The sequence below is a fragment of the Pseudoalteromonas sp. 10-33 genome, from assembly GCF_001469195.1.
In the GTDB taxonomy this organism is placed as follows: domain Bacteria; phylum Pseudomonadota; class Gammaproteobacteria; order Enterobacterales; family Alteromonadaceae; genus Pseudoalteromonas.
Genome location: NZ_LOFI01000001.1, coordinates 193,450 through 219,451, shown reverse-complemented (window position 1 = coordinate 219,451; position 26,002 = coordinate 193,450). Strand labels below are relative to the sequence as shown.

Here is a 26,002-nt window from a genome sequence, read left to right as displayed (position 1 = left end):
TATAGGCCAAAAGTGGCAAAACAGAAAAAATTAAGTAAAGGCCAATCACGTCAGATTAAGGCCAATCATCAAAAGCGCATTAATAGCGCAGGTTCAAAACCAGCTAAAAAAGGTGCCCAAGAATGGCAGGCCGATAATTTAGGTCAGGTAGAAAGCGCTATTGTGATCAGTCGCTTTGGTCAGCACGCTGATGTTGAAACGCAAAGTGGCGACGTACTTCGCTGTAATATACGTCGTACAGTATCTAATTTAGTGTGTGGTGACGAAGTGTTATTTCGCCGCGCTAAAGTCAGTGAAGGCGATTTAGCCGGAGTTATTGAAGCAACACAAGAGCGTCGCTCACAACTAACACGCCCTGATTTTTACGATGGTGTAAAAGTCATTGCTGCAAATATTGACCAAATACTGATGGTTTCTGCTGTATTACCTGAGTTTACACCCAGCATTATTGACCGTTATTTGATTGCGTGTGAAGACATGGGTATTGAGCCTATTTTAGTCCTTAACAAAATCGACTTAATTGACGAAGCTGGCCTTAATGACATCCAAAAAGTGCTCGATATTTATCGCAAATTAAATTATCGCGTACTACTTGTTAGTAATATAACAGGCGAAGGAATTGGTGAGCTCAAAAACATGCTTGTTGGCAAAAATAATATTTTTGTAGGCCAAAGTGGCGTAGGCAAATCAACCCTGGTAAACACTGTTCTGCCAGATGCAGAAATATTAACTAAAGAAGTATCTGAGAACAGTGGCTTGGGCCAACACACCACAACAGTATCGCGCCTTCATCACTTACCCAGTGGCGGTAACTTAATTGACTCGCCGGGTATTCGTGAATTTGGGTTGTGGCATTTAGACGTTGAACGTGTGACTTGGTGCTTTAAAGAATTTAGAGAATTTATAGGCGGATGCCGTTTTAGAGATTGCAAACACTTAAACGATCCGGGCTGTATAATAAAAGAAGCCGTAGCTAATGGCGAAATATCTCAGCTTCGCTTTGATAGTTACCACCGAATTTTAGAATCAATGGCCGATGGCCGTGCCGGCGCTCGCGCGCCTCGCGTATAATTTAGGAAAAATACTGTGAGTTTAGATAAATTTAAAATAGCAATGCAATACGCAATGCCAAAACATTTTATTTCGCGCGTTGTGGGTAAATTAGCAGCTGCTAAAGCCGGAGCCTTAACAACTACGCTTATCAAGCTGTTTATTAAACAATATAAAATAGACATGAGCGAAGCTAAATATTCTGATCCTGCTCATTACAAAACCTTTAATGAGTTTTTTACTCGTCCACTTAAAGACGGCGTTCGCCCTATGATTGAAGATTCAGATACGATTATTCATCCTGTAGACGGTGCAATAAGCCAGTTAGGCGACATAGTTGACGGACAGCTAATTCAAGCTAAGGGCCACGACTACAGCTTACAAGCGCTATTAGGCGGCTCTGAGGACGACACCACGCCATTTTTAGGCGGTAAATTTGCAACTATTTATTTAGCACCTAAAGACTACCACCGTATTCATATGCCTATTGATGGCACATTAAGCAAAATGATTTACGTACCGGGCGATTTATTTTCAGTAAACCCGCTTACAGCGCAGAATGTTCCCAACTTATTTGCGCGTAACGAGCGTGTAGTCGCTATTTTTGAGACTGAAATTGGTCCACTCGCCATGGTACTTGTAGGCGCAACAATTGTTGCTAGCATTGAGACTATTTGGGCTGGCACCGTTACTCCACCAGCAGGTAGCGATGTATTTAGCTGGAACTACCCTACTAAAGGCGAAAACGCGATTACCCTTAAAAAAGGTGATGAAATGGGTCGCTTTAAATTAGGCTCAACGGTAGTACTTGCATGGGGTGCTAATAAAGCAGATATACTTGACGATCAACTCCCTGAAGTTGTAACTCGATTAGGTACTGCGTTTGCAAAAATTAAAGGAAATGAAGAGCTGTAAGTTTTTAGTTTTTAGTTTTTAGTTTTTAGTTTTTAGTTTTTAGTTTTTAGTTAAAGATTAGAAAACACCGCGTTTATGATAAACGCGGTTTTTTTTTATTGGTAGGAATAGAGCTTGCTCACACAAAATATAGACATAATGCTCCACCTCTAAAGCGACCCACTTCTTAACCTTTCAGTGAATAAATAACTTAATATTTAGTACAAAGAGAAGTGAAAGAGGAATAAGTGAGAAAAGATAAAACAAATACTTATTTTAAGCTTATCTTTTCCTCTAAAGCGCAGCGAGTTTACCTCGCGTCGGATATTTTGCATTAATAAATATACACAGCATAAATTTCAAATGCGCAAGCAAGACGCAGAGCTTGCTCACGTGAAAAGCGCAGCTTCTCATGGCTTCCCCCGCGAATTACCTCTTACTTTATCCACCGCACTCTTTACAGTTTAAATCTTTAACTACTTTAAAATGTTGCTGCTTAAAACTCAGCGCATCAAAAGTAATAAACACACTACCCTCAACGTGTCTTAGCAGCATATTAAGCGTAAGTTGTGCCTGCATAGAACCAATGACACCTAATAACGGGCTAATTACTCCTGCATTACTGCAATTAATAACTGGCGCCTTATTCGTTTTTGGAAAAACACAGCCGTAGCAAGGACTTTGAGTTTGTGTAAAGTCAAACCCCATTAACTGCCCACTTGTTGCAATAGCAGCACCAGCTATTAAACGCGTTTTATTCGCTAGGCAATAGCGGTTAACACTATAGCGCGTGGTAAAATTATCTGAGCAATCAAGTACTACATCGGCATTATTTAAAAGCTCAGCGGCATTGTTATCATCGAGCTTTTTACTGTGCGTCACTATGTGTATTTGATTATTAAGGCTTGCTAATACTTTGCCAGCGGCTGCTACTTTACTTTGCCCTAAGTGGTTTACTTTATAAAGCACTTGGCGCTGCAAGTTTGAGAGCTCAACGGCATCATCGTCTATTAATATAAGCGTACCAATACCTGCCGCCGCTAAATATAAAAGTGCAGGACTGCCTAAGCCGCCTGCACCTACAACAGCTACCGTTGCAGCTTTTAGCGCTAACTGCCCTTCTAGCCCTACTTCTTTTAATAATATGTGGCGGCTATAACGCAGGGCTTCTTTATCGCTGAGCTTATCCATTAGACTGATTTATAGCGCCTTGTAGCGCATTAATCGCGGCAATATAATCATCCGCTTCGCTAATAGCTCTTACCACCGCGACACTCCCTACGCCTGTATTTGCAACTTCGTTTGCGCGGGCTAAATTTATTCCACCAATGGCAACCGTTGGGTAGCTTTGCATTAAGGGCACACACTTTTTAAGTTTATCGAGCCCTTGTATTTGCCCTGTCATATCTTTGGTCGTGGTAGGGTAAATTGCACCAAATGCCATGTAACTTGGTCGATAGTTATGCGCACGCAGCATTTCGTAAAAGCCATGGGTAGAAAGCCCAAGTCTTAAACCTGCGTCTTTAATAGCGGCTAAATTAGCAATGTTTAAATCTTCTTGCCCTAAATGCACACCGTAAGCACCGTGCTTTATTGCTAACTGCCAGTAATCATTAATAAATACGTGAGCACGATGCTTTTCACCCAGTTCAACTGCCTGTTTTATGAGCTCATCAAGCTCAGCGTCAGTTTTATTTTTTACACGTAGCTGAACTGTTTTAATGTCTTGTTGTAAACACTTCTCTAACCATTCATTACTGTCTACAACCGCATACAAACCTAATTGCTTGCTGTCACAAGGTGCGAAATCAGCGGCCATATTAAATTCAAGCGGCACATCAAAATCAAGCTCATCACCCAGCCAGCTACCTGGCTCAATGACTTGTGGAAAGTCATCTAAGTTTGTAGGAAAGCGAATATGCGCAACAGGTCCTATTCCTTCACCGTATCTCACCGACTGCTTTAAGCCCTGATTTATATAAGCTTTTGCTAAAATAAAGGCATCTTTTAGTGGGTAGTCTTTTGCTAAACACGCGGCAATAACCGACGCCATGCTGCATCCCGTACCATGGTTGTGTGGGCTTTGAATTTTTTTATTACCAAGCCAATACTCTTCACCATTTTGCGTCAAATTATTCACACAATAATCAATACAATAGCCGCTTGGGTAATCCCAGTGCCCACCTTTAATAACAACCGCTTTTGCGCCCCAACTTAGCAGTTTATTTGCGGCGTCTTTAACAGCGCTTGGGCCAATTAAATATACGCCGGTTAATAATTGAGTTTCGTGCGTGTTAGGCGTTATTACGTCAACCAGCGGCATTAAACATTCTTTAATAGCACTTACGGTGTCTTCTTCAGTTAATACATCACCACTTGATGCAATGGCAACCGGGTCGTAAACAATGACAGGTGGTACGGGCCATTTAGCTTTGTAATGTGCTACATGCTCACTTATTAATTGAATTTGCTGAACATTTGCTAACATGCCAATTTTAATAACTTTGGCTTTCATATCTTTTTCAAGTGCCAAAAGCTGTGATTCAATCACGTCAGTAGAGACCGCATTAATAGCTTCTACACCTAAACTATTTTGCGCTGTGAGGGCGGTAATTGCGGTGCAACCATGCACACCAAAGCTTTGCATCGCCTTTATATCGGCTTGAATACCTGCACCACCGCCTGAGTCTGATCCGGCAATTGTCCACACTAAATTATTCATACTATTTATTTCCTACTGCTGATGCCAAAATGGCATGCCCATTGTGGGGGTTGATGGGGCTGCTAAATCTTTTTCAGGCATTGCTTTTGCGTTATAAGCAAAACGTCCCGCCTCCACCGCCGCCTTAAATGCACGGCTCATGGTAATGGGGCAACCCGCCCCAGCAATCGCTGAATTTAATAATACCGCATCATACCCTAATTCAAGCGCTTGGCAGGCATGCGACGGTAAACCTAATCCTGCATCCACAATAAGTGTTGTATTTGGTAAGCGCTCACGAATCGTTTTTAAATTATAGCTATTTAACAAGCCTTTTCCTGTACCTATAGGTGCGCCCCATGGCATAAGCACTTCGCAACCTAGTTCATTTAAACGCTGGCAAAGCACTAAATCATCGGTGCAATAAGGCAGGACTTTAAACCCGTCGTTAATTAATATTTCTGTGGCTTCAAGCAAAGCAAACGGATCGGGTTGTAAGTTATAGTCGTCACCTATAAGCTCAAGTTTAATCCAGTCAGTAGCAAATACTTCGCGGCACATTTGAGCAAGCGTAATAGCTTCTTTTACACTGTGGCATCCGGCCGTATTGGGCAGTATTTTTAAACCCGTATTTTTTATTAATTGCCAAAAGTCATCTCCCGCCGCTACGCTTTGCTGTCGCCTAAGTGATACCGTCACAATCCCCGCACCAGACGCCTCTATTGATTGGGTCATAATATCTGGCGATGGATACAAAGCGGTGCCAATTAGTAATCGGCTATCAATTGTTTCACCATAAATATTTAAAGTGTCTTTTACATGCATACGACTATCCGCCTTGAATAGGCGATAACAACTCAATGCTATCCCCTTCATTTATAACAAAACCGTTATGCTGGCTTTTTGGTATAAATATGCCGTTAACAGCCACCGCATAAGGGGCAACTGCTCCATACTCTTTTAATATTTCAAGTAATGCATGAGAGGTTAAATCTAAAAGCTCACCATTTAATGTAATGTTCATCTAATACTCACCTATGTACGATAGCGCTTGCGCAACAAGAACAGGAGCCAACATATAACCATGACGATATAAGCCATTAATACTGATTACATTTTCGGATTTTTTTACTTGTGGTCTGTTGTCACTAAACGCAGGGCGAAGGCCTGTTTGAATCCCTAATAAGCGCCCTTCTGCAAATCCGCTATGCACCGTGTAAGCTGCCGACAATAACTCAAGTGTTGAGCGTACCGTGGCAGGGCCGCTGTCTTGTGATTCAATTTCGGTAGCGCCAATGACATATTCATTATTAGGTTTTGGTGCAATATAAATAGGATAACGCGGATGCATTAAGCGAATTGGGCGCGTTAAATTAACTTCTGGCGCATAAAGTCGCGCAACCTCACCTCTTACACCGCGAAGCAGTTGCTCTGCTTTTGCGCCAAGCCCCCTGCAATCAATAATAAAATCAAACGGGCGATTATTAATTTCACCATTTTTAATGGTTACCCGCTGATTAAACACAAACTTCACTTTTCGTTTGTTAAGCAGGGTAAAGCTTGCTTTATAAAACGCCTGGTTATCTATTTGCCCTTCACATGGCAAAAATACACCTTGGCTAAAACGATTTGCAAGCTCGGGCTCTAACTGCGCTATTTGCTGAGCATTTAATCCCTGAGCGCTGTGCCCAGCTACAGGTTTTATACGCTGGGTAAAGCTTTGTAGGTCGCCTTTATCTTGCTGATGCGCAACCACTAATGTGCCTTGCTGCTGAAAAAACACATCGTGATCAAGCTCTTCAATAATTTGAGGCCAGCGATTAATCGAATCCAATCCCATTTGTGCTAAATCGGCTTCACATAATACCGACTCAGCCAATGGTGCGAGCATGGCCGCTGCGACTTTACCTGCGCTATTGAGTGCATGTTCATCATCGGCCTCAAACACGCTAACATGGTGCAGCTTGCTCAGCTCAAGTGCAGCAAGCCTTCCTGCCAAGCCAAACCCAACGACCGCAATATTGTACTGCATAACAGCTCCTCTATTCGTTGGCTGCGAATCACAAACCACATGTAATGGTGTACTTAGGTAGCCATCACATTGCATGCAATTCGATATCCGCAGCCTAAAGCCGATTTATATTGCTTTGTGGTAAATTTCAGAGCCTGTTTGTTTAAATTCCTCTGATTTAGCTTTCATTTGCGCTTCTACATCAATCATTTTAATTTCAATAGCCTCACCCGCGTTATTAGGATCAATACCGCGCTCTTCTAGATCGTTAGCGTAATCACGCACTTCTTGGCTAATTTTCATCGAACAAAATTTTGGGCCACACATAGAACAAAAGTGAGCGACTTTGCCCGACTCTTGTGGCAATGTTTCGTCGTGGTACTCGCGAGCACGTTCAGGGTCTAAGCCAATATTAAATTGGTCGTGCCACCTAAACTCAAAACGCGCTTTTGATAAGGCATTATCGCGCTCCTGCGCACCCGGGTGGCCTTTTGCTAAATCGGCGGCATGCGCTGCAATTTTGTAAGTAATTAAACCTTCTTTAACGTCTTCTTTATTGGGCAAGCCTAAATGCTCTTTAGGGGTTACGTAACACAACATGGCACAGCCGTACCACGCTATTTGTGCAGCACCTATACCCGATGTTATGTGATCGTACCCTGGTGCAATATCGGTTGTTAGTGGACCAAGAGTATAAAAAGGCGCTTCGTCGCAGTGTTTTAATTGCTCATCCATATTAGCTTTGATCATATGCATAGGCACATGTCCTGGACCTTCAATAAATACTTGTACGTCGTGCTTCCATGCAATTTTAGTCAGCTCACCTAAGGTGCGTAACTCACTAAATTGCGCTTCATCGTTGGCATCAGCAATAGAACCAGGGCGAAGGCCATCGCCTAATGAAAAACACACATCGTATTGTTTTAAAATTTCGCAAATGTCTTCAAAGTGGGTGTATAAAAAGTTCTCTTTATGGTGCGCTAAACACCACTTGGCCATAATAGAACCACCGCGCGATACAATACCTGTAACACGTTTTGCCGTCATAGGGACGAAGCGTAAAAGCACACCGGCATGAATAGTAAAGTAGTCAACACCCTGCTCTGCTTGTTCAATTAACGTATCGCGAAATATTTCCCACGTTAAGTCTTCAGCGACACCGTTTACTTTTTCAAGGGCCTGATAAATGGGCACAGTACCAATGGGGACAGGCGAGTTGCGCACTACCCACTCACGCGTTTCGTGAATATAACGCCCAGTTGATAAATCCATTACGGTATCGGCGCCCCAACGAGTCGACCACACCATTTTTTCTACTTCTTCTTCAATAGACGAGGTAACCGATGAGTTACCAATATTGGCATTAACTTTAACTAAAAAGTTACGGCCAACGATCATCGGCTCTGTTTCTCGGTGGTTGATGTTGTTAGGTAAAATTGCGCGACCACGTGCTATTTCATCACGTACAAATTCAGGGGTTATAAAGTCAGGAATGCTCGCACCAAACGATTCGCCTTTGTGCTGCGCAGCTAATAATTCTTCACGAATTTTTGCCCGGCCCATATTTTCGCGTACAGCTACGTACTCCATTTCTGGTGTTACAATCCCCTGGCGAGCGTAATGCATTTGGGTTACGTTTTTACCCGCTTTACCACGGCGAATTTTTGGTAAGTGTTCGAATCGAATATGATCCAATCCGTCATCAGCCATGCGCTGCTGTGCAAACTGCGAGGTGACCGAATCGAGCACTTCTGTATCGTTGCGCCCTTCAATCCATTGCTCTCGAAATTTTGGTAGTCCTTTACGTACATCTAATTCAAAATTTGGATCGGTATAAGGACCCGATGTATCGTAAACACGAAGTGGCTCATTAGGTTCATACACCGGCTTTTCGTCGGTGCCACCAATAAACGTATCACTGAGTGTAATTTCGCGCATACCCACACGCACGCCTGATTGGCTGCCTTCAACATAGACTTTTTGAGAATTTGGAAATGGCTGACCTGTTAAATTATAAATGTATTCAGATGCAGCTGCGCGTGTTTCACGGCGCGATGATTTATTTGTAGTGTTTGACATGACTTACCTCATAACTAAAGGGTTGTCTTGCCAGATATTCCAAAGGAATAGAGAAAGATCGTAAAGTGGCTTCGTGCCACTTTGCAGCCTATTAAACGACGAGTGGCTTTATTGTACGCATAAAAAAAGACGCACAAGCGTCCCGTTTAAGGCAGCTTGTTCCCTACGCAGGTATTAACCTGATCAGGTTCACGGATCCCGCTTTCGCGATCTCAGCCTAAGCAACAATACTTAGGCACTCCGACAAGTATATAAATTGTTCGTTGATTTAATAAACACGTTTACTAAATCTGCACTGAGTGTACGCCAGTTAAAAAAGACCCGCAAGGGGTCATTTTTTTAAACGCTAAAATTTATTTAGCAACAAATACAAACTTTTGCTCGCCTTGCATAACTAATTTTTGACCTTGCATGCTAAGCGTGACACCTTGCTTTAACGTTTTTAAAAACTGCTGTTCAAACTTATCTGTTTTTTCGCCACAAGATTTTCGGGTCATTCCAATTTTTTTCACACTCAAGCTACTTTCTTTAAGTTCACCCTCGCCAAAAAATCGGTTACATCCTGCAAATCCATTTACTTGAAGTGCTTCAATAAAGCCAACGGAAGCCGTGTATTGTTCCTCTAAGGCTACATCATCAATTGTTGATAATTGCCACTGTGTGTACTTTAGCTGCTCACTGGTAACGGTCCCTGTTGATGCGCAACCAACACATAAACCGATTACAAGCATCGGTATTGCTGCTAATTTCATACTGCTACTAACTCATTGTCTAATTAATGTCATAATAACAATATTTATGCGATTTATCCGTTAAATTTGCATGTTTTAAATGTAATTTTTTGTTCATAAAACGTTATATATGGAATATGAGTTAGCCTAAATCATTATTGTTGAATAGGGTTTGCATTTCGGGTGGTAAAAAAGGACGCCCTTTTTCGTTCACCGCAGTACCTATTACTTTTGCTTTGAGCATCACTTGCTGATCGTGTTTACGTACAATGCTTTGCTCAAACGCAAACTTTAAACGGCTTATACGAACAGGCTTTACAGATACATAAAACTCATCTTCTGGCACTAATGAATGCTTGTAGTCAACTTCACTACGAATCACAACTAAATTAACTTTTTGCTTTGCCAATAATGCAAAGTCAACCCCGTTTGCAAATAGGAATTCATGGCGAGCATGTTCTAAATAATTAAAATAAACACTGTTATTAACGATCCCTTGTAAATCGCATTCGTAATGACGTACTTTAAAATCAACTTTAAAAGTCATATTAGTAATCCTAGTTTTTTTACGTATAATCGCTGCGTTATAACACAGGTATAAAAATAATTACTAGGGTCAGCTTGTCTTTTAAGACGAATATTACAAAGGTCAACAGGCCCCAGCATAAGCCCCTAAAATGGAGTTAAGTAACAAAATGAACTTACGTTTGTCTTTAATCACCGCTGCAATTTTGCCGCTATTAAGCGCCTCTTTTTCAGCAAATGCTGATGATAGCGACATAGAAAAAATTGTAGTTACCGGTGACTTTCAACGCGAAACCATTCAAACTTTGAGCGCCAGTGCAAGCTTACTAAGCGAAGAAGAAATAAGCCTACGTGGTGCAAGTTACTTAGACGAAATATTAGGTAGTGCCGCTAACGTAAACTTTACTGCAGGGGCGTCGCGTGGACGTTTTATACAAATTCGTGGCGTGGGTTTACGTTCTCAATTTGTTGACCCAATTAATCCTTCGGTTGGTTTAGTTATTGACGGCATAAACTACTCAGGATTAGGTGGCAGCTCGTTACTATTTGATATTGACCAAGTAGAAATTTACCGTGGACCACAAGGGACACGTTTTGGTGCAGACGGCATGGCCGGTATGATTCAAATGCAATCGGCTAAAGCAACTAGCGATCCGAGTTTAAAACTCCATTTAGGTGCTGGCACATACAACAGCCATGAAGCTGGCCTTGCAGTAAGCACTGGGTTAACCGACGATACAACAGCTCGAGTTAGCTACTTTGGCAGAAAATCTGACGGCTACGTAGACAACTTATACCTGAACGAATCAACACAAAATCAAGACGAGCAAGTTGCACGCTTTAAATTAAACTCTCAGCTTACTAAAAACCTAAGCACTGAGTTAAATTTTCATTATATTGATATAAATAATGGTTACGATGCCTTTACGCTCGATAACAGCCGCAACAGTGTTGCTGATGAACCAGGTCAAGATAATCAAAAAAGTTACGCGCTAGGTATTGCTAATACTTACACAGGGTTTGATGCATTTGATATTAGCTTAAACCTATCAGCCATCGATAGCGAATTACTTTATAGCTACGACGAAGACTGGGTATGTAATGATGTAAACGAGCCGCAACTATGTGCTGCAGGCTTACACCCTTGGGGTTACAGCTCTACAGATATTTATAATCGCGATCGCGATGATCAATCAGCTAACTTACAGTTTAATGATAAAGCCGGTAACTGGGTTGCGGGTCTTTACTATCAAAACCGCGATGTTGATTTAGAGCGCCAATACACATGGCTTGCAAACCCATTTGCCTCTACTTATGAAACCAGTAATATTGCTATGTATGGTCAAGTAGCCACCCCTGTTGGACCAAAAACCACTTTAATAACAGGCCTGCGTGTTGAGCAGTACCAAGGCGATTACACCGACAGTAACGGGTTTATACAAGAAACCGACGATGTTATGCTCGGTGGTAAAGTCGCGCTTGAGTATCAAGTAATAGATCGCACTATGATCTACGCAAGTATTACGCGCGGTTACAAAGCCGGTGGTATTAACTCTGAAGCGCTTGCAAAAGCAAAAGATGAAGGCTTAAACCTAGACGCTAACTTTTTTCAACAACACACCAGCTTCGACCCTGAATACTTATGGAGCGGTGAGTTTGGTGTTAAAGGATCATCACTCGATGACGCTTTAACACTTCGCCTAGCGGCATTTTATATGCACCGCGACGACATACAGTTAAAAGCATGGCAAGTTGAAGGCCAGCAGTTTACAGGCTACGTTGATAACGCAAGCTCTGGTAGTAACTACGGCCTTGAAATTGAAGGTAACTACCGACTCACCGACAACCTATTATTAACCGGTAGCGCTGGTTACTTAGACACAGAAATAGATAACTTTGTAACGCAATCTGGTTTAAACCAAGATGGCCGTGAACAAGCACAATCGCCTAAGTACCAATATGCATTTACTGCACGCTACAATTTTACCAACGCTTTTTATGCCATGGTGGGTATTGAAGGGAAAGACGATTACTACTTCTCAGATAGCCATAACTCAAAAGCGCCTAACAGCAACTTAGTTAACTTAAGCTTTGGTTACGACGCTGACATGTGGTCAGTTCGTGCATGGGCACGCAACGTGTTTGATGAAGCTGTGCCGACGCGTGGCTTTGAGTTCGGTAACGACCCACTTGATGGCTACGAAACGCATACCTACACACAATTAGGTGAGCCAAGAGTAGCAGGTATAACGTTTACGTTAGAGCTGTAAAATAGAGTTGTCAGTTGTCAGTTGTCAGTTGTCAGTTGTCAGTTGTAAGTTAAAGATTAGAAAACACCGCGTTTAATTAAAGCGCGGTGTTTTTTTATCTGAAAACTAATAACTTTTCTAAGCCCTATCTACATCAAAGGCAATTACATCTTTAATTGTGTCTTTGTTAGTTGCTAACATTATCAGCCTATCAATCCCCAATGCTACGCCTGAACATTGCGGTAAACCATGCTCCAATGCAGCAATTAAGCGCGAATCCATCGGAACTTGTTTTAAACCATGCGCTTCACGATACTGGTTATCTTCATCAAAGCGTTTAGCTTGTTCTGTTGCGTTGGTTAGCTCGTTAAAGCCATTCGCAAGCTCCATATTTTTATAATAGAGTTCAAAACGACCAGCGACTCGCTCATCGTGTTCACAAATTTGCGCCAAAGCCGCTTGGGATGCCGGAAAGTGATAAACAAAACAGGGTTTAGTTTGCCCAATGCTCGGCTCTACTTTCATACAAAATAACAGCTGTAGCAAGGTATCTTTATGAGTTTCGTTTTTAGCTATGTCAGCAAAGCCGTGCTCACAAGCATGCGCCTTTAGTTGATCTAAAGATGCTGTCAGTGGATCCAGGCCTAATACTTGTTTAAATGCATCCTGATAAGTAATACGCGTTGCTGGCTCCACATTAAGTACACACTGCATTAGCTCATCCATTTCATCCATCAATGCAAATTCGTCAAACCCAGGACGATACCACTCAAGCATCGTGAACTCAGGGTTATGATGGCTGCCCGCCTCTTCATTTCTAAATGCTTTGCAAAGCTGAAAAATAGAACCTGAACCGGCCGCTAACAAGCGTTTCATTGCAAACTCGGGGGATGTTTGTAAATAAAGAGGCAAACCACCAGCATGCCCGGGGCCCATAAATGAAGTATTAAAACTTGCCAAGTGAACATCAGTGACACTAGCAGCACTTAAGCTCGGTGTTTCTACTTCCATTACATCTCGCACGTAAAAAAATTCACGAATTGTGCGTAAAATTTCTGCGCGTTGTTTTAATGTTTTTATATTTGCGCTGGGCGCCCAAAGTGTTGCTGACATATTTTCTCCAAAAAAAATCCCAGCATAGGCTGGGATTCATACCAATTCGCTTAGGCCGTGTTGCTCTTTGCGAATTGGTATTATTAAGCTACGTTAAATATTACTTAACACGGCCTACGTACTCACCACTGCGGGTGTCTACTTTAATTACTTCGCCAATTTGAACGAATAATGGAACACGAACTACTGCACCCGTGCTAAGTGTTGCTGGTTTACCACCCGTGCCCGCTGTATCACCTTTTAGGCCAGGATCTGTTTCAGTGATCTCAAGCTCTACAAAGTTTGGTGGAGTAACTGCAATTGGGCTGCCATTCCATAGTGTGATAGTACATACATCGTTTTCAACTAACCATTTGCCAGCATCGCCTAATGCTTTCTCGTCAGCAGCAATTTGCTCAAATGTTTCGTTATTCATGAAATGCCAAAATTCACCGTCTGTATAAAGATACGCTAAGTCCGTATCCATAACATCAGCACCTTCAACCGATTCACCTGATTTAAAGGTTTTTTCAAGTACCTTGCCAGAAATAAGCTTACGGATACGAACACGGTTAAACGCTTGGCCTTTACCAGGTTTTACCATTTCATTTTCTAAGATACTGCAAGGCTCGCCGTCCATCATAATTTTTAGGCCGCCCTTGAACTCGTTGGTGCTATAATTCGCCATCGTTTCCTCTATTTTAATTTTTTCGAGTAATCTACGTGCCAATGATACAAAGAAATGAAGCAAATTTGCATAAAAACTGGCAAAAAGAATTAGCAAATGTAGTTACCTGTCCAAAAACCTTGCTTGAAATGGTTGGTTTATCGAGCCAAGTCCATGAAAACGACCTAAAAGCTCGCAGTTTATTTCCGGTACGGGTGCCAGTGCCTTTTATAAAAAAAATGCGTAAAGGTGATGCAAACGATCCTCTATTGCTGCAAGTTATGCCTCGTCATCAAGAGTTTTTAAAAAAATCGGGGTTTAATAAAGATCCTTTGCTTGAGCAAGACAACGATCAACCCGGGGTTTTACATAAGTATAAATCGCGTGTTTTAGTTATGTTTAAAACCGGTTGCGCGGTAAATTGTCGGTATTGTTTTAGACGTCATTTTCCATATCAAGAAAACCAACTTAATAAAAAAAGCCTGCTAGATGCCCTTTGCTATATAAAATCAGATACCAATATAAACGAAGTGATCTTAAGTGGTGGCGACCCGCTTATGGCCAAAGACGATGCCATTAGCTGGTTTTTAGATGAGCTTGAAAAATTACCACAAATAAAACGTATGCGAATACACAGCCGTTTGCCTGTCGTGATACCTGCGAGAATTACCAACGAGCTATGTGCCCGCTTACAAAAATCACCGCTAAAAATTGTATTTATAAACCATATAAATCACGCCAACGAAATAGATGGTGAGTTTAAAGCTGCAATGCAAAAGCTTAAACATGCAGGCGTTATGCTATTAAACCAAGCGGTTATTTTAAAAGACGTGAACGATACGGTTGACGCACAAATAAATTTAAGTGAAGCGTTATTTGATGCCGACGTGCTGCCGTATTATTTGTATTTGCTAGATAAAGTTGAAGGCGCAAGTCACTTTGATATTAACGAAGAGCAAGCAATAAAAATAATGGCAGAGCTTTTAAAAGCTCTGCCCGGATTTTTAGTGCCTAAATTAGTAAGAGAAATAGGAGGTCAAAAAAGTAAGACCCCTATCGACCTCAAACTTATTTAGGGCGACATTTAAACGTATACGTTTATGTTATTTCCAAGTGTTGCAGTCACCGATTTAGCCGGTGTTTGCGCACTTGATGATTGCGCAGCACCTTCAATTAGTGCAAGCGCAGCTGCGCCGTCTGCCTGTTGCTGTTTTTTAGCCAAAGAAGCGCTGTAAACTTCACCACTTTCGCTAGCCCCTGACATAACGGGTAAACTTGAACCTGATATATTCATATTACTAACCTGACTTTTAAATGTAATCCACGTATTATATCGGCCATGCAGTACAAAGCTTTAGGAAAACCATGGATTCTATAATTGAACAACTCAACGCTAACTTAAAAATTGTTTATCGTCAGGCACTTGATGCCGACAAAAAACTAGACGAATTACAACAACAAGGCCATGGTAAATTTAAAGCCTTATTTGGAAAAGACGCTGGTTTTGACTTTGAAGCAAAGCGTTTCAAACCCTATGTACTAGACGTTGCAGCTGATGTAGAAAGTTTATCAAACGATGGCTTTAACGAAGAAAAGTTAAAAACGACCGTCATTAAATTACAACAGTTACTCACTTTACTTGCCACGTTTAAGTAACCAAAGTTAATCACTTGCCGCTCTTAAGCGGCAAGTTAACTCAATCAATACTTGTTAATACTTGTTCGCCAAACCACTGTGTGAGTAATCTTTTTTCGTGGTCAAATGACTCCTCTCGGCCTCTTCTTATTCTATCCATAAAGCCCATGTCTTTGAGTTCAACATCATTTGCTTCACTTATTACATCCCCTTCTTTATTAACTAACGAATAGTTCAGATTAATACGTGGGAAAAAAATAGGTTCAACAACGCGAATTTCACTTGTGCCACTGAAACGTACATCACCAGCTAAATCAACATCTGTAATTTCGACATTTAGCTTATAATCTTTTGACAGTTGCTCAGCAAGCTTGGAAAAGTGTTTTTCAAACTGCTTCGTAATTTGCTTATGGTAAGACGCTTTAGTTTGGTTTGATGCACGCACATCGCGATAGTCTTTAAAGTCATGCCACTTAACTGCAGACTCGCCAGCATGTGTAAATAGTGGCAATACAACACACAGTGCCATTGAAATTTTTGTAACTGAGTTCATAGCTATCTCCAAAAAGTAATCCATAACACAATGTATATGGTATGATTTTGTTGCTTACCTTAATTAAACTATCCTAACAGATATATATTAACTATAACTTAATCATAGTTGTTAAATGTAATTATAAACGAACAAAATGTAATCTGATGTACCTTTTAAAACTACGTTAAAACATCTTCTTTGCAAACTAAAAATTAAATATAAAGCATGTAAACTCTGCCATTTTATGTTGAAATTAAAATAACTGAATAAAGAACCCTACGGAGCTTTCATGACTATTTTAGTAACCGGTGGCGCAGGCTATATTGGCTCGCATACCGTTTTAGAACTTTTGCAACAAGGAAGTGATGTTGTTGTTATAGATAATTTAGCAAATTCATCGCAAGAGTCTCTGGCTCGCGTTAAACAAATTACGGGAAAAGAAGTAACTTTTTATCAAGGTGACATACTCGATAAAGCTTTTTTAGATTCAGTATTTGCAAAGCATACAGTTAACAGCGTTATTCATTTTGCAGGCTTAAAGTCGGTTGGCGAATCGGTTGCTAAACCAGTAGAGTATTACCAAAATAATGTGCAAGGCACGTTAACCTTAGTTGATGCTATGCGAGATGCGGGCGTATTTAAGTTAGTGTTTAGCTCATCTGCCACCGTTTATGGTGACCCGGCAAGTTTACCTATTAAAGAAGACTTTCCTGTTGGTGGCACAACTAACCCATACGGTACCTCAAAATTGATGGTAGAAATGATGCTCCAGGATATCGCTAAATCTGACGAGCGCTTTGCGTTTGCTATTTTGCGTTACTTTAATCCAGTAGGTGCTCACGAATCGGGCCTAATTGGTGAAGATCCTAATGGCATTCCTAATAATTTATTACCATTCATTGCTCAAGTAGCAGTGGGTAAACTCAAGCAGTTAGCCGTATTTGGTGATGATTACGACACCATTGATGGCACAGGCGTACGCGACTACATTCACGTTGTAGATTTAGCTATTGGCCACTTAAAAGCGCTTGATAAAATAGCTACAAATACGGGTGCACTTGTATATAACCTTGGCACTGGTAATGGCTATTCTGTTCTGCAAATGGTTAATGCATTTATTAAAGCAAGTAACCAAGCAGTACCATACCAATTATCACCTCGTCGCCCTGGCGATATTGCTGCATGTTACGCTGCACCAGAAAAAGCCCTTAATGAGCTGGGCTGGGAAGCTAAACGCGGAATTGATGCCATGATGCAAGATACATGGCGCTGGCAGTCAAACAATCCAAATGGCTACAGTAAGTAAAGTCATTAAATTTGCGCTTAGCCATAAACCGTTAAGCGCGTTTTTTACCAATTTTGCATTTCTACTAGCCGCGATTGCGTTCGCGCATATTCAAAGCTTAGCTTTTTACCCACATATAAATGCTCTATATTTACCTGAGCATTGATGATCAGTAATTTTTGACAGTCGTAAAATTCATCCACTAATGCAATAAAGCGCCGAGCTTCGTCGTCTAAAGTGTGTTCTTCAAGCGTTTGCTTTTCCCGTTGGTAGCTATCTTCTATTCCATGCACAATCGTTTTACCCGTTGCGGTTTCACCCATTTTAGGCACTTTATTAACGTACAACACATCAAACTGGGATGCTAAAAACATATAGTCGTTTGCACTACGTGGGCCTGAACATAAAGCCATAAAATCAATGATTACGGCTCTAGGCGCTTTTAATTGGTAGCTAAGTTTACGGCCGTGAATCGTTATTACATCTGAAAAAGTAACCTGCGAATATGCTTGCATAAAAATAGCTTTAAAATCATCACTCGGTAAGTTGATATAATAATGGCGGCTATTTTTACCATATCTAAAGCGATGATCCTCCTCACCGGCCACATTGACTATCTGGCAGTGGTTGTTAATTAAATCGATAGTAGGTAAAAATCGCGCGCGTTGCAGGCCGTTGCTATAAAGTTGTTCTGGTTTTGCATTAGAGGTAGCCACCAGCACTAAACCTTGCTCAAACATCGCTTTAAACAATCTAGCCATAATCATGGCATCACCAATGTCGCTGACAAAAAACTCATCAAAACATAATACTTTAATGTTTTTAGCCCATTTTTTCGCTATCAATGTAAGCGGATTCGCGTGGCCTTGTAGCTCAGCTAATTGACTATGAACATGTGCTATAAAATGATGAAAGTGAAGTCGCTGTTTTTTTACCACTGGCACATTATTATAAAATAAATCCATTAACATTGATTTACCGCGTCCTACCGGCCCATACAAATAAACTCCGTTTATATTTGGTGTTTTTTGCCACCATTTCACCGGTGTCTGAAGTTGTAAGCTTAAGGTATTTAATGCCATAACCGCACGTTGCTGGGCAGCATCGTACGTCAGCTCACCAGAGGCCACTTTGCCCTTATACAGGTTTAAAATTAGTGTGCTGTGCACTGTCATGGTATTTCACTATCGGCTATAATCGCGCCCATTGTAGCCGACTAAAAATGTGAACCAAAATGAAATTCCCTTGCCGTTTAGATAAATTTATTAGCCACTTAGCAGAAGTACCGCGCACGCAAGCTCGCGCCAGTATTAAGCGTAAAGAAGTAAGCGTAAATGGTGAGGTGATCACAGCACATAACTTTCAGTTAGCAAAAGACGATGTCGTATTACATAACGGTGAGCCATTAGTGTTTTTAGGTAAACGTTACTTTATGCTAAATAAGCCTGTTGGTTATGTTTGCGCAAATAGTGATGACTTACACAAAACAGTTTTTGACTTACTTGATGAGCCAAATATGAGTGACTTTCACGTAGCAGGTCGATTAGATATAGACACAACAGGCTTAGTTATTATCACTAACGATGGCGACTGGTCACATAAAATTACCTCACCACGCAGTAATAAATTTAAAACATACCTAGTTGAAACCCAAGAACCAATTACCGACGAAGCGCTTGAGCAATTACGCGAAGGCGTTATGCTACACAATGAAAAAGATGCCACCCGCCCTGCTATTGCTGAGCGCTTAGCTAACTACGGTTTACGCTTATCAATTAGTGAAGGAAAGTACCATCAGGTAAAGCGCATGCTTTACGCCGTTGATAACAAAGTGGTTGAATTACACCGTGAGCAAATTGCGGGTATTAAGTTAGATGAAGACTTAGCGCCAGGCGAATACCGCTTGTTAACCGAGAATGAGATAAAACTATAGGGCTGTCTGATAACGAACCACTTTCCCTTACGATTTAATTTGCACTAAATCAAAGTCTGCCATGCCCGGTACAATCGCTTGTAAGCGAGATTCGGTGACATCTAAGGTGTTGAGGTATTCGCAATATTCTGATGCTTTTAGCTCTAATTGGTCTGCTTTTTTTTGCAATGACTTATCAATCTCTTTCGTGATGATATCCATGCGTTGACCCATATCGTTAATGCGATCCTCAATATTGCCTTCACGCGATTTAAACGCATCCCCTAAAGACACTAAAATAGCACCTAACGAGCCATGAACCGCCGAGTGGATTTTTTGGCTTATTTCTTTTGTAAAAAAGTCATCAATTTGAGAAAGTGATTGAGGAGCTATAAAAAAAAAGTCGTCGCCTCGCTTAAACTTATCCATCAACGCGCGTTCTACGTATTGCAGTTGGGTTTTAAGTACTTCAGGCTCTTTATCCGACATGCCCTCAACCACCTGCTCAATAGCACTCAGCCCTAAATTAACACCGTCGGTGGCTAAATTTACAAGCTCGGGTACTGTTTGGCGAATGCCTTGGCTAAATTGCTCCAGTACTTTGCTTTCATCTTCACCTAAATCGACCCAATAGCCACGAATAAAGAGCTGGGTATTGTTGTTAATTTGCACTCGTGTTTGGCCTTTATCAACAATTCGTATTACGTCATCGGTAATAATTAGACCGTGTCTGAGTTCAACATCACACGGTTTTTGAGCAAAGGCAGCGGTACTTGAAAGTGCAATGGACAGCGATAAAATCGCACGAGATAAAAACGCCATATACACCTCAAAAAGACAAAAAATGGAAGGCAAGTAGGTTAACAAAAAACCAATTTTATGCAAGAAAAAACAGCGCTTGATACTATCGAAGCGCTGCTTATAAAGGCGTTTAAAGCTCAGGGCGTGTTAACCTGCGCCCTTATAAAATTAAATGGGTGAACCTGGCGGTATAGGCAGAACCTTAAAGTTATTAGGCCACTCTCCACTAGCTAAAAAGTGTTTTACCTGCACTGCTAGGTATTGCTTAAATGCGCTTTCACCGGTGCTTGTATTACTCAGCATAGTGTTTTGATTAAAGTCGTCACTTAGCTTAACTAAGTAATAACGAAGTTGGGCCTGTACCTCTGGGCTTACATTATTACTTGCCACTAAGTCAGCAAAGGTTTTTGCTGTTAAAAACTGTATACGCTGGGTTATTTTGCCTTTCATTGTGTCGGGCGACGATACATTATAAACATGGCTATACAACTGCTTTAATAACGCATCTAAACTGTAAAATTGGTTATTACGGGCTTGTTGTTGCGCTAAACGATTTAAGCGCTGTGGATTAAGCAACAACGATAAACTATGCTGCACTGCCACCTCTGGTAAAGCCATTGCATCAAGTGTTAACCCGGTACGCCCCACTACGCTTTCGCGCGATTTAGACTCACCATATGCTTTTGGCGGAATTAACGATAATACAGATTCAGGTATAACTAAATTTTTGGCTGTAAGCGTTGCTAAAATGGCATTAACTGCATCTTGTTGCACTTGCTTATCAACAACCTGAGCGCCTTGGACTGGCTCATCACCGCGTGTTTCATATTCGTAATTTACACCTGCAATTAACTTAACCACAGACTCAACTTGAAAACGATGAAATAAATAAAGTGGTACAAGCTTTTCTTCTAACTGAGATAGCGCAACACCCAACTTAATATTATTAATACCAAATTGCGAAAGTGCCTTTTTACGCACATCTAAAACACGTAAAAGCTCTTCTGATGGGTTAGCGCCGTTATCCCATAGGTGAGCAGTTGGATGAGCGCCCCCTTTAGCTCGCGCATCAGAATCTGAAATAAACGCTAGCCCTTTGGCTTTATTCTCTTTTAAAATTGCGGCCAGCTCTGCGCTTTCATCTTGATTGGTAAAGTCGCTATAACCGTATTTAATTACCTGCGTATCCCATACGCCCATACCTGTTGCATAGCCTCGTGTTACGTCAAGCTTGCCTTGTTCATTAAAGCTCAATAATGGGTGCGGGTAATCCATTACTGAGGCTCTATCACTTACTGATGCCGCAAAGTTATGGGCAATACCTAATGTATGGCCAATTTCATGGGCGCTTAACTGGCGAATACGATCAAGCGCCATAGCGTGTAAGTTTTTAGCAACTTCATCGCCTTTAAAATAAGGAGCAGCCAGCGCTTCTGCAATTAAAATATCTTGGCGAACACGAAGCGAACCCAACGTAACATGGCCTTTTAATATTTCACCGGTGCGCGGATCAATAACTGAGCTTCCGTATGACCAACCACGTGTTGCCCTATGCACCCACTGAATTACGTTGTAACGAATATCCATGGGATCAACATTGGTTGGTAATACTTTAACAATAAACGCGTTTTTATAACCTGCAGCGCTAAATGCATCATTCCACCACTTACCGCCTTCAAGTAAGGCGCTTTTAACTGGCTCTGGTACACCGGGATCTAAATAATAAACAATAGGCTCAACCGGCTCGCTAATAGGTAAGCTCGGATCTTTTTTTGCTAAGCGGTGACGCGGTATATAACGAACATACATCGACTCGCCTAAAGGCGCTGCGTAATCTTTGTGTTCAATGCTCCAAAAGCCCGATTGCGGGTTAAATTTACGTGGTGTGTAATTATCATCTGGTAATTGAACAAGTGAATGGTGCATATGTACGGTAACAGTGTATGGGTCGGCGCTAACTTGGCGTACAAACTTACCCGGCTTTGCGCCTTTAAATGTAAGCACGGCTTCCAGTTCGGTGTTTTTTACAAAGGCTTTTGAACGCGCCATGTAAACCGCACTTCGTGATTCATCAAGGTTAAAATTCCCCTGCTTACGGGCAGCTAGTGTACGGCTTACTCCATGTACATCGCTCAATAAATAAGGTGTGTAATCAATAAGTGCCGTGTTTTTGTCTTCAGCAACCACTTTAAAGCCCGCCAATATGCTTGATGCAAATGCCTCTTTGATACTTTGCTGCTCGGCTTTGTTATTAGTGTTAGCACGGTAGTAAGTATTTACAGCACGCAGCATAACTTTATCGCCAAAGCGCTCAAACTGTACCAAATGCGTGTTGCCAAGCTGGCCTCGATCAAGTCCAATATCGTTTGACCCAATCCCGTATGGCAAACTTTGTTGTAATAAAAACTGCTGCTCAAACTTATCTACCTTTAAATACACTTTGCCGTTTTGAGTATCGTAATAAAACGAGTAATACCCCGGAAAGTGGTTCATTTGTGTAGTAAATTCATCAATTGACTTAATTGCTGCGTGCGCTTGAGTTATGATAGAGCACAACACAGTAAAGAATATGTAACTTAGTAGTGGTATTTTTTTCATAATCTTATCTTTGTTATAGGCGTTTTAGGTACGATTAGGTGCCCCCATTATAGGGCGGTATTTAAACAATACAGATATTTAAGACGAATTTCAGCGCTCTAAACTAATCTCTCTCACATTATGATTGGTTTTAACACGTTATCAGGAAAATAGAATGCGTAGACTCCCTCCAGTATTGCTAGAAGACGGTTGCCCAAGAGAACTATTATCATTAATCCGAACTATTTTAGCGGCATGTAAAGAAATATCGTTTCGTGTTGGTCAAGGTGCGCTTTCTGGCGTATTAGGCTCAACACTTGATGAAAACATTCAAGGCGAAACGCAAAAAAAGCTCGATGTATTATCTAATCAGCTATTAAAAGATATTTTACTGGAGTCGGGCACAGTTAAAGCCATTGCCTCTGAAGAAGAAGATTACACCGTTGCAGGAAACCCCGACGCTAAATATATTGTGGCATTTGACCCACTTGATGGGTCGTCAAACACCGATATTAACTCGCTGGTAGGGACTATATTTTCAATTATGGAAGCGCCTGAAGGCTCAGATGCAGCAGACGAAAGTATTTTTATGCAACCTGGCCACAAGCAAGTTGCGGCAGGTTATGTACTGTACGGCCCATCAACAATGTTGGCACTCAGTACAGGTAAAGGCACACGCATGTTCACCCTTGATAAAACCCAAGGGAGCTTTTTACTAACAGAAGACTTTGCCACTATACCTGCAGATACAAACGAGTTTGCGATTAATGCGTCTAATCAGCGTCATTGGCAACCCGCTATGCAAAACTACATAAATGATTTACTGCAAGGCGATACCGGCCCGCGCGCTAAAAACTTTAATATGCGCTGGATTGCCGCCATGGTAGGCGATGTTCATCGCGTACTAAGCCGAGGCGGTGTATTTACTTACCCAACTGATACTAAAGATCCTAATAAACCCAATAAACTGCGTCTGCTTTACGAAGCAAACCCAATGGCTATGCTAGTAGAACAAGCCGGCGGCATTGCCTCAACAGGCTCTGAACGTATTATGGATATTCAGCCAGACGCTATTCACCAGCGTGTAGCGGTTATTTTAGGATCTAAAAACGAAGTAGAAACCTGCTTGGGATATCACAAGTAATCAGGTTGTCAAAAAATACTAAAACCGCATTTAATTTAAATGCGGTTTTAAGTTAACCTAAACTTTAATCCTTTAACAATGCCAGTATTTTTTCAAGCTTTTGGTGATCAAGCTCGCCCATTTGCTCGCTATTACTAAGCGCATAAATAACGCCCTCGTGTTCAGCGCAATCAACGTCTTCTCGTGACTCAATAACGTTAGCCCAAAGCTCTAAGTCATCTAAATCTATTTCACCACTCAAACAGCGTTTAATTACACCAACTAATACGTCAGTTTTTAATATGTATAAGGGCGCTTGACCATATGCAGGCGTTGACACAATAACCGATATTGCATTGTCTCTTTTTGCCGAAAACGTAATAAATTCTGCTAAGGCTTTTTGTATATTCATAATATTTGTTATTCTTGGCGCTCTACTATTGATAAGAACTAAAATGACTCAAACAAACTGCAGCCAATGTAATACAGTGCTTAACTGTAATGTAAATAATATAACCGCATGTTGGTGTAACCAGTTACCCGCTATTTTACCCCTAGACGCAACAGCAACAAGCTGTTTGTGCCAAACCTGTACACTCAATAAAATTAATCATTACCTTGAAGCGCTTTATACTCAGCCAATTAAAAGCCAAATAGAGTTTGCAAAAGCATTTAAAGGAAACGATAACTTAATTGAAGAACTCGACTACACCATGCAAAATGGCTACATGGTATTTAGTAAGTGGTTTTTTTTAAAGCGAGGAACCTGCTGTAAAAATGGCTGTAAAAACTGCCCTTATGGATACAAGCTGTAAAAGGTTTCAAAGTGAATAAAACATTATTATCACCACAGAGAAGACAAGGAGCAGTGCAGGAGAAGTAATTTTAAAACCAATCAACCGTTACGCTCTACTCAGTGTAGCGCGCTGCGCCTCGGTGCGCTCGGTGGTAATTAAATGCTATTAAGTAATACAACAAAAAGTGACTTATTCACCACAGAGAAAACAAGGAGTAGTGCAGGAGAAGTAATTTTAAAACCAATCAAACGTTACGCTCTACTCAGTGTAGCGCGCAGCGCCTCGGTGCTCTCGGTGGTAATAAACATTTAAAGTTACCCACACGTAGGCGTGAAGCTTGCTCACGCAAAGGTTGTTAATGTGACTATGTATAAATTAAACGTGCCAGCAAGCAAGGCGCCTACAAAAATTGCTTGTTATAGTATTTTCACTTATACATCTTTGGTGATAGGCAATGAATCACTCGCGCCCCACTCACTCCAAGAACCGTCATAAACACTTAAGTTTTTATAACCACATTCATCAGCAAATAAAGCTAAAATACACGCTGTAATACCTGATCCACAGCTAAATTGAATATACTCTGCAGTACCTACAGCGTTCTCAAATTTTATCTTTATTTCTTCAAAAGCTTTAGCCTCGCCATCGGTTAATAAATCTAAAAAAGGCAATGAACGGCTTTGTGGTATATGCCCACCTCGCATGCCTTTTCGAGGTTCGCTCTCTTCACCAGTAAAGCGTTTATAGGCACGCGCATCTAACAATATAGTATTCGCATCATCTATTGCTGCTAATACTTGCTGGCGGTCAATAAAGTAATTTGGATTATAACTTGCTTCAAAATTACCACACGTTAAAGCCTCACTATAACCTTGCTGCACTGCATAGCCGCACGCTAACCACTTTTTAAGGCCGCCATTTAAAACCTTTACATTGTGATGCCCCATGGCTTTTAGCATCCACCACGCCCTTGCAGCACTAAATAAGCCAGTATCTTCGTATACCACAATAAACGAATCATGGTTTACACCCGCATGCTGCATAACCTGTGTAAACTGCTGTGCATTACACATTGTGCTTGATAGCGGGTTTGATTTATCTGCCAGCTCATTTTTTATGTCAAACCGCTTTGCATTGGGTAGCATAGCTCCAGGCACATAAGTTCCTAAAACACCAGGGCGAAGCATACCCGCATCAAACAAAACTAAAGTAGGGTCGTTTAGCCTTTTTTGTAATTGCTGGCAGGTTATTAAGTTTTTGATTTGATACCCTTTTAATAATAAAGCGAATGGGGTTTAGAGTAATAATCAAAATATTACTGAATTATCGCTCTTATAA

General features: G+C 41.2%; 26 protein-coding genes and 1 riboswitch. Of the genes, 9 read left to right on the top strand and 17 right to left on the bottom strand.

The window, feature by feature from the left end:
• The first annotated feature begins 12 nt into the window (after positions 1 to 12).
• Entirely contained in the window at positions 13 to 1,071 is a 1,059-nt protein-coding gene (gene rsgA, locus ATS76_RS00950) for a small ribosomal subunit biogenesis GTPase RsgA (RefSeq protein WP_058550680.1), read from the top strand.
• Between the two features lie 15 nt (positions 1,072 to 1,086).
• The gene (gene asd / locus ATS76_RS00945; RefSeq protein ID WP_201023483.1) at positions 1,087 to 1,965 is read left to right on the top strand and encodes an archaetidylserine decarboxylase; all 879 of its coding nucleotides are present in this window, start codon (positions 1,087 to 1,089) and stop codon (positions 1,963 to 1,965) included.
• 420 nt (positions 1,966 to 2,385) lie between these two features.
• Here asd and ATS76_RS00940 read toward each other — a convergent pair whose 3' ends face one another.
• The 8 genes from ATS76_RS00940 to ATS76_RS00905 all read right to left on the bottom strand — a co-directional run bounded on the left by ATS76_RS00940 (position 2,386) and on the right by ATS76_RS00905 (position 10,013).
• Positions 2,386 to 3,135: a HesA/MoeB/ThiF family protein gene (locus ATS76_RS00940; RefSeq protein WP_058550679.1), complete on the bottom strand. Its 750-nt coding sequence runs from the start codon at positions 3,133 to 3,135 to the stop codon at positions 2,386 to 2,388.
• Positions 3,128 to 4,666 (bottom strand): thiamine phosphate synthase, encoded by a 1,539-nt coding sequence (thiE, locus tag ATS76_RS00935; RefSeq protein ID WP_058550678.1) that lies wholly within the window; start codon positions 4,664 to 4,666, stop codon positions 3,128 to 3,130. The genes ATS76_RS00940 and thiE overlap by 8 nt, the downstream gene beginning before the upstream one ends.
• A 12-nt stretch (positions 4,667 to 4,678) precedes the next feature.
• Complete coding sequence (locus ATS76_RS00930) at positions 4,679 to 5,470, bottom strand: thiazole synthase (protein ID WP_058550677.1); 792 nt, start codon at positions 5,468 to 5,470, stop codon at positions 4,679 to 4,681.
• Between the two features lie 4 nt (positions 5,471 to 5,474).
• Entirely contained in the window at positions 5,475 to 5,669 is a 195-nt protein-coding gene (thiS, locus tag ATS76_RS00925) for a sulfur carrier protein ThiS (protein ID WP_058403273.1), read from the bottom strand.
• Complete coding sequence (locus tag ATS76_RS00920; RefSeq protein ID WP_058550676.1) at positions 5,670 to 6,677, bottom strand: FAD-dependent oxidoreductase; 1,008 nt, start codon at positions 6,675 to 6,677, stop codon at positions 5,670 to 5,672.
• A 105-nt stretch (positions 6,678 to 6,782) separates the two neighbouring features.
• A complete protein-coding gene (thiC, locus tag ATS76_RS00915) occupies positions 6,783 to 8,735 on the bottom strand; it encodes a phosphomethylpyrimidine synthase ThiC (RefSeq protein ID WP_058550675.1) in 1,953 nt (650 codons plus the stop codon).
• A gap of 143 nt (positions 8,736 to 8,878) precedes the next feature.
• Positions 8,879 to 8,988: riboswitch (TPP riboswitch) on the bottom strand.
• Between the two features lie 100 nt (positions 8,989 to 9,088).
• Positions 9,089 to 9,487 (bottom strand): META domain-containing protein, encoded by a 399-nt coding sequence (locus ATS76_RS00910; RefSeq protein ID WP_082664307.1) that lies wholly within the window; start codon positions 9,485 to 9,487, stop codon positions 9,089 to 9,091.
• Positions 9,488 to 9,608: 121 nt separating this feature from the next.
• A complete protein-coding gene (locus tag ATS76_RS00905; protein WP_058550674.1) occupies positions 9,609 to 10,013 on the bottom strand; it encodes an acyl-CoA thioesterase in 405 nt (134 codons plus the stop codon).
• 130 nt (positions 10,014 to 10,143) lie between these two features.
• Here ATS76_RS00905 and ATS76_RS00900 point away from each other — a divergent pair, with 130 nt between their 5' ends.
• On the top strand, positions 10,144 to 12,261 hold the full coding sequence (locus ATS76_RS00900) for a TonB-dependent receptor (protein WP_235590887.1): 2,118 nt from the start codon (positions 10,144 to 10,146) through the stop codon (positions 12,259 to 12,261).
• 117 nt (positions 12,262 to 12,378) lie between these two features.
• On the opposite strand, the gene epmA is transcribed toward ATS76_RS00900, so the two are convergent.
• On the bottom strand, positions 12,379 to 13,353 hold the full coding sequence (gene epmA, locus ATS76_RS00895; RefSeq protein ID WP_058550673.1) for an elongation factor P--(R)-beta-lysine ligase: 975 nt from the start codon (positions 13,351 to 13,353) through the stop codon (positions 12,379 to 12,381).
• 100 nt (positions 13,354 to 13,453) lie between these two features.
• Entirely contained in the window at positions 13,454 to 14,020 is a 567-nt protein-coding gene (gene efp / locus ATS76_RS00890; protein WP_006792061.1) for an elongation factor P, read from the bottom strand.
• A 41-nt stretch (positions 14,021 to 14,061) separates the two neighbouring features.
• Between efp and epmB the strand changes: the two genes are divergently transcribed.
• The gene (gene epmB / locus ATS76_RS00885) at positions 14,062 to 15,075 is read left to right on the top strand and encodes an EF-P beta-lysylation protein EpmB (RefSeq protein WP_058550672.1); all 1,014 of its coding nucleotides are present in this window, start codon (positions 14,062 to 14,064) and stop codon (positions 15,073 to 15,075) included.
• An 8-nt stretch (positions 15,076 to 15,083) separates the two neighbouring features.
• Here epmB and ATS76_RS00880 read toward each other — a convergent pair whose 3' ends face one another.
• Positions 15,084 to 15,293 (bottom strand): hypothetical protein, encoded by a 210-nt coding sequence (locus ATS76_RS00880; RefSeq protein WP_006792059.1) that lies wholly within the window; start codon positions 15,291 to 15,293, stop codon positions 15,084 to 15,086.
• 71 nt (positions 15,294 to 15,364) lie between these two features.
• Between ATS76_RS00880 and ATS76_RS00875 the strand changes: the two genes are divergently transcribed.
• Positions 15,365 to 15,655, top strand: a complete 291-nt coding sequence (locus ATS76_RS00875; protein ID WP_010555634.1) for a hypothetical protein — start codon at positions 15,365 to 15,367, stop codon at positions 15,653 to 15,655.
• A 40-nt stretch (positions 15,656 to 15,695) separates the two neighbouring features.
• On the opposite strand, the gene ATS76_RS00870 is transcribed toward ATS76_RS00875, so the two are convergent.
• Positions 15,696 to 16,187, bottom strand: a complete 492-nt coding sequence (locus ATS76_RS00870; protein WP_058550671.1) for a DUF3016 domain-containing protein — start codon at positions 16,185 to 16,187, stop codon at positions 15,696 to 15,698.
• 271 nt (positions 16,188 to 16,458) lie between these two features.
• Here ATS76_RS00870 and galE point away from each other — a divergent pair, with 271 nt between their 5' ends.
• The gene (gene galE, locus ATS76_RS00865; RefSeq protein ID WP_058550670.1) at positions 16,459 to 17,475 is read left to right on the top strand and encodes a UDP-glucose 4-epimerase GalE; all 1,017 of its coding nucleotides are present in this window, start codon (positions 16,459 to 16,461) and stop codon (positions 17,473 to 17,475) included.
• 44 nt (positions 17,476 to 17,519) lie between these two features.
• Here the strand turns inward: galE and zapE are convergent, their stop codons facing one another.
• Complete coding sequence (gene zapE, locus ATS76_RS00860; protein ID WP_058550669.1) at positions 17,520 to 18,629, bottom strand: cell division protein ZapE; 1,110 nt, start codon at positions 18,627 to 18,629, stop codon at positions 17,520 to 17,522.
• Between the two features lie 59 nt (positions 18,630 to 18,688).
• On the opposite strand from zapE, the gene rsuA reads away from it, so the two are divergent.
• A complete protein-coding gene (gene rsuA / locus ATS76_RS00855; RefSeq protein ID WP_006792054.1) occupies positions 18,689 to 19,387 on the top strand; it encodes a 16S rRNA pseudouridine(516) synthase RsuA in 699 nt (232 codons plus the stop codon).
• Positions 19,388 to 19,414: 27 nt separating this feature from the next.
• On the opposite strand, the gene ATS76_RS00850 is transcribed toward rsuA, so the two are convergent.
• A complete protein-coding gene (locus tag ATS76_RS00850) occupies positions 19,415 to 20,188 on the bottom strand; it encodes a YggN family protein (protein ID WP_006792053.1) in 774 nt (257 codons plus the stop codon).
• Positions 20,189 to 20,335: 147 nt separating this feature from the next.
• Positions 20,336 to 22,765, bottom strand: coding sequence for a zinc-dependent metalloprotease (locus ATS76_RS00845; protein WP_058550668.1), 2,430 nt, complete (start codon positions 22,763 to 22,765; stop codon positions 20,336 to 20,338).
• Between the two features lie 154 nt (positions 22,766 to 22,919).
• Between ATS76_RS00845 and ATS76_RS00840 the strand changes: the two genes are divergently transcribed.
• Positions 22,920 to 23,888, top strand: a complete 969-nt coding sequence (locus tag ATS76_RS00840; protein WP_058428319.1) for a class 1 fructose-bisphosphatase — start codon at positions 22,920 to 22,922, stop codon at positions 23,886 to 23,888.
• Between the two features lie 64 nt (positions 23,889 to 23,952).
• On the opposite strand, the gene ATS76_RS00835 is transcribed toward ATS76_RS00840, so the two are convergent.
• Positions 23,953 to 24,279, bottom strand: a complete 327-nt coding sequence (locus ATS76_RS00835) for a hypothetical protein (RefSeq protein ID WP_058550667.1) — start codon at positions 24,277 to 24,279, stop codon at positions 23,953 to 23,955.
• Between the two features lie 43 nt (positions 24,280 to 24,322).
• Between ATS76_RS00835 and ATS76_RS00830 the strand changes: the two genes are divergently transcribed.
• A complete protein-coding gene (locus tag ATS76_RS00830) occupies positions 24,323 to 24,682 on the top strand; it encodes a DUF5522 domain-containing protein (RefSeq protein WP_058550666.1) in 360 nt (119 codons plus the stop codon).
• Between the two features lie 413 nt (positions 24,683 to 25,095).
• On the opposite strand, the gene ATS76_RS00825 is transcribed toward ATS76_RS00830, so the two are convergent.
• Positions 25,096 to 25,926 carry a sulfurtransferase gene (locus tag ATS76_RS00825; protein ID WP_058550665.1) on the bottom strand — a complete coding sequence of 277 codons (831 nt, stop codon included), beginning with the start codon at positions 25,924 to 25,926 and terminating at the stop codon, positions 25,096 to 25,098.
• Positions 25,927 to 26,002: the final 76 nt, after the last annotated feature.

Excerpts from the sequence above, each read along its gene's own strand:
- ATS76_RS00940 (WP_058550679.1), bottom strand. The coding sequence starts at position 3,135 with ATGGATAAGCTCAGCGATAAAGAAGCCCTGCGTTATAGCCGCCACATA.
- thiE (WP_058550678.1), bottom strand. The coding sequence starts at position 4,666 with ATGAATAATTTAGTGTGGACAATTGCCGGATCAGACTCAGGCGGTGGT.
- ATS76_RS00930 (WP_058550677.1), bottom strand. The coding sequence starts at position 5,470 with ATGCATGTAAAAGACACTTTAAATATTTATGGTGAAACAATTGATAGC.
- thiS (WP_058403273.1), bottom strand. The coding sequence starts at position 5,669 with ATGAACATTACATTAAATGGTGAGCTTTTAGATTTAACCTCTCATGCA.
- ATS76_RS00920 (WP_058550676.1), bottom strand. The coding sequence starts at position 6,677 with ATGCAGTACAATATTGCGGTCGTTGGGTTTGGCTTGGCAGGAAGGCTT.
- thiC (WP_058550675.1), bottom strand. The coding sequence starts at position 8,735 with ATGTCAAACACTACAAATAAATCATCGCGCCGTGAAACACGCGCAGCT.
- ATS76_RS00910 (WP_082664307.1), bottom strand. The coding sequence starts at position 9,487 with ATGAAATTAGCAGCAATACCGATGCTTGTAATCGGTTTATGTGTTGGT.
- ATS76_RS00905 (WP_058550674.1), bottom strand. The coding sequence starts at position 10,013 with ATGACTTTTAAAGTTGATTTTAAAGTACGTCATTACGAATGCGATTTA.
- ATS76_RS00900 (WP_235590887.1), top strand. The coding sequence starts at position 10,144 with ATGGAGTTAAGTAACAAAATGAACTTACGTTTGTCTTTAATCACCGCT.
- epmA (WP_058550673.1), bottom strand. The coding sequence starts at position 13,353 with ATGTCAGCAACACTTTGGGCGCCCAGCGCAAATATAAAAACATTAAAA.
- efp (WP_006792061.1), bottom strand. The coding sequence starts at position 14,020 with ATGGCGAATTATAGCACCAACGAGTTCAAGGGCGGCCTAAAAATTATG.
- epmB (WP_058550672.1), top strand. The coding sequence starts at position 14,062 with ATGATACAAAGAAATGAAGCAAATTTGCATAAAAACTGGCAAAAAGAA.
- ATS76_RS00880 (WP_006792059.1), bottom strand. The coding sequence starts at position 15,293 with ATGAATATATCAGGTTCAAGTTTACCCGTTATGTCAGGGGCTAGCGAA.
- ATS76_RS00875 (WP_010555634.1), top strand. The coding sequence starts at position 15,365 with ATGGATTCTATAATTGAACAACTCAACGCTAACTTAAAAATTGTTTAT.
- ATS76_RS00870 (WP_058550671.1), bottom strand. The coding sequence starts at position 16,187 with ATGAACTCAGTTACAAAAATTTCAATGGCACTGTGTGTTGTATTGCCA.
- galE (WP_058550670.1), top strand. The coding sequence starts at position 16,459 with ATGACTATTTTAGTAACCGGTGGCGCAGGCTATATTGGCTCGCATACC.
- zapE (WP_058550669.1), bottom strand. The coding sequence starts at position 18,629 with ATGACAGTGCACAGCACACTAATTTTAAACCTGTATAAGGGCAAAGTG.
- rsuA (WP_006792054.1), top strand. The coding sequence starts at position 18,689 with ATGAAATTCCCTTGCCGTTTAGATAAATTTATTAGCCACTTAGCAGAA.
- ATS76_RS00850 (WP_006792053.1), bottom strand. The coding sequence starts at position 20,188 with ATGGCGTTTTTATCTCGTGCGATTTTATCGCTGTCCATTGCACTTTCA.
- ATS76_RS00845 (WP_058550668.1), bottom strand. The coding sequence starts at position 22,765 with ATGAAAAAAATACCACTACTAAGTTACATATTCTTTACTGTGTTGTGC.
- ATS76_RS00840 (WP_058428319.1), top strand. The coding sequence starts at position 22,920 with ATGCGTAGACTCCCTCCAGTATTGCTAGAAGACGGTTGCCCAAGAGAA.
- ATS76_RS00835 (WP_058550667.1), bottom strand. The coding sequence starts at position 24,279 with ATGAATATACAAAAAGCCTTAGCAGAATTTATTACGTTTTCGGCAAAA.
- ATS76_RS00830 (WP_058550666.1), top strand. The coding sequence starts at position 24,323 with ATGACTCAAACAAACTGCAGCCAATGTAATACAGTGCTTAACTGTAAT.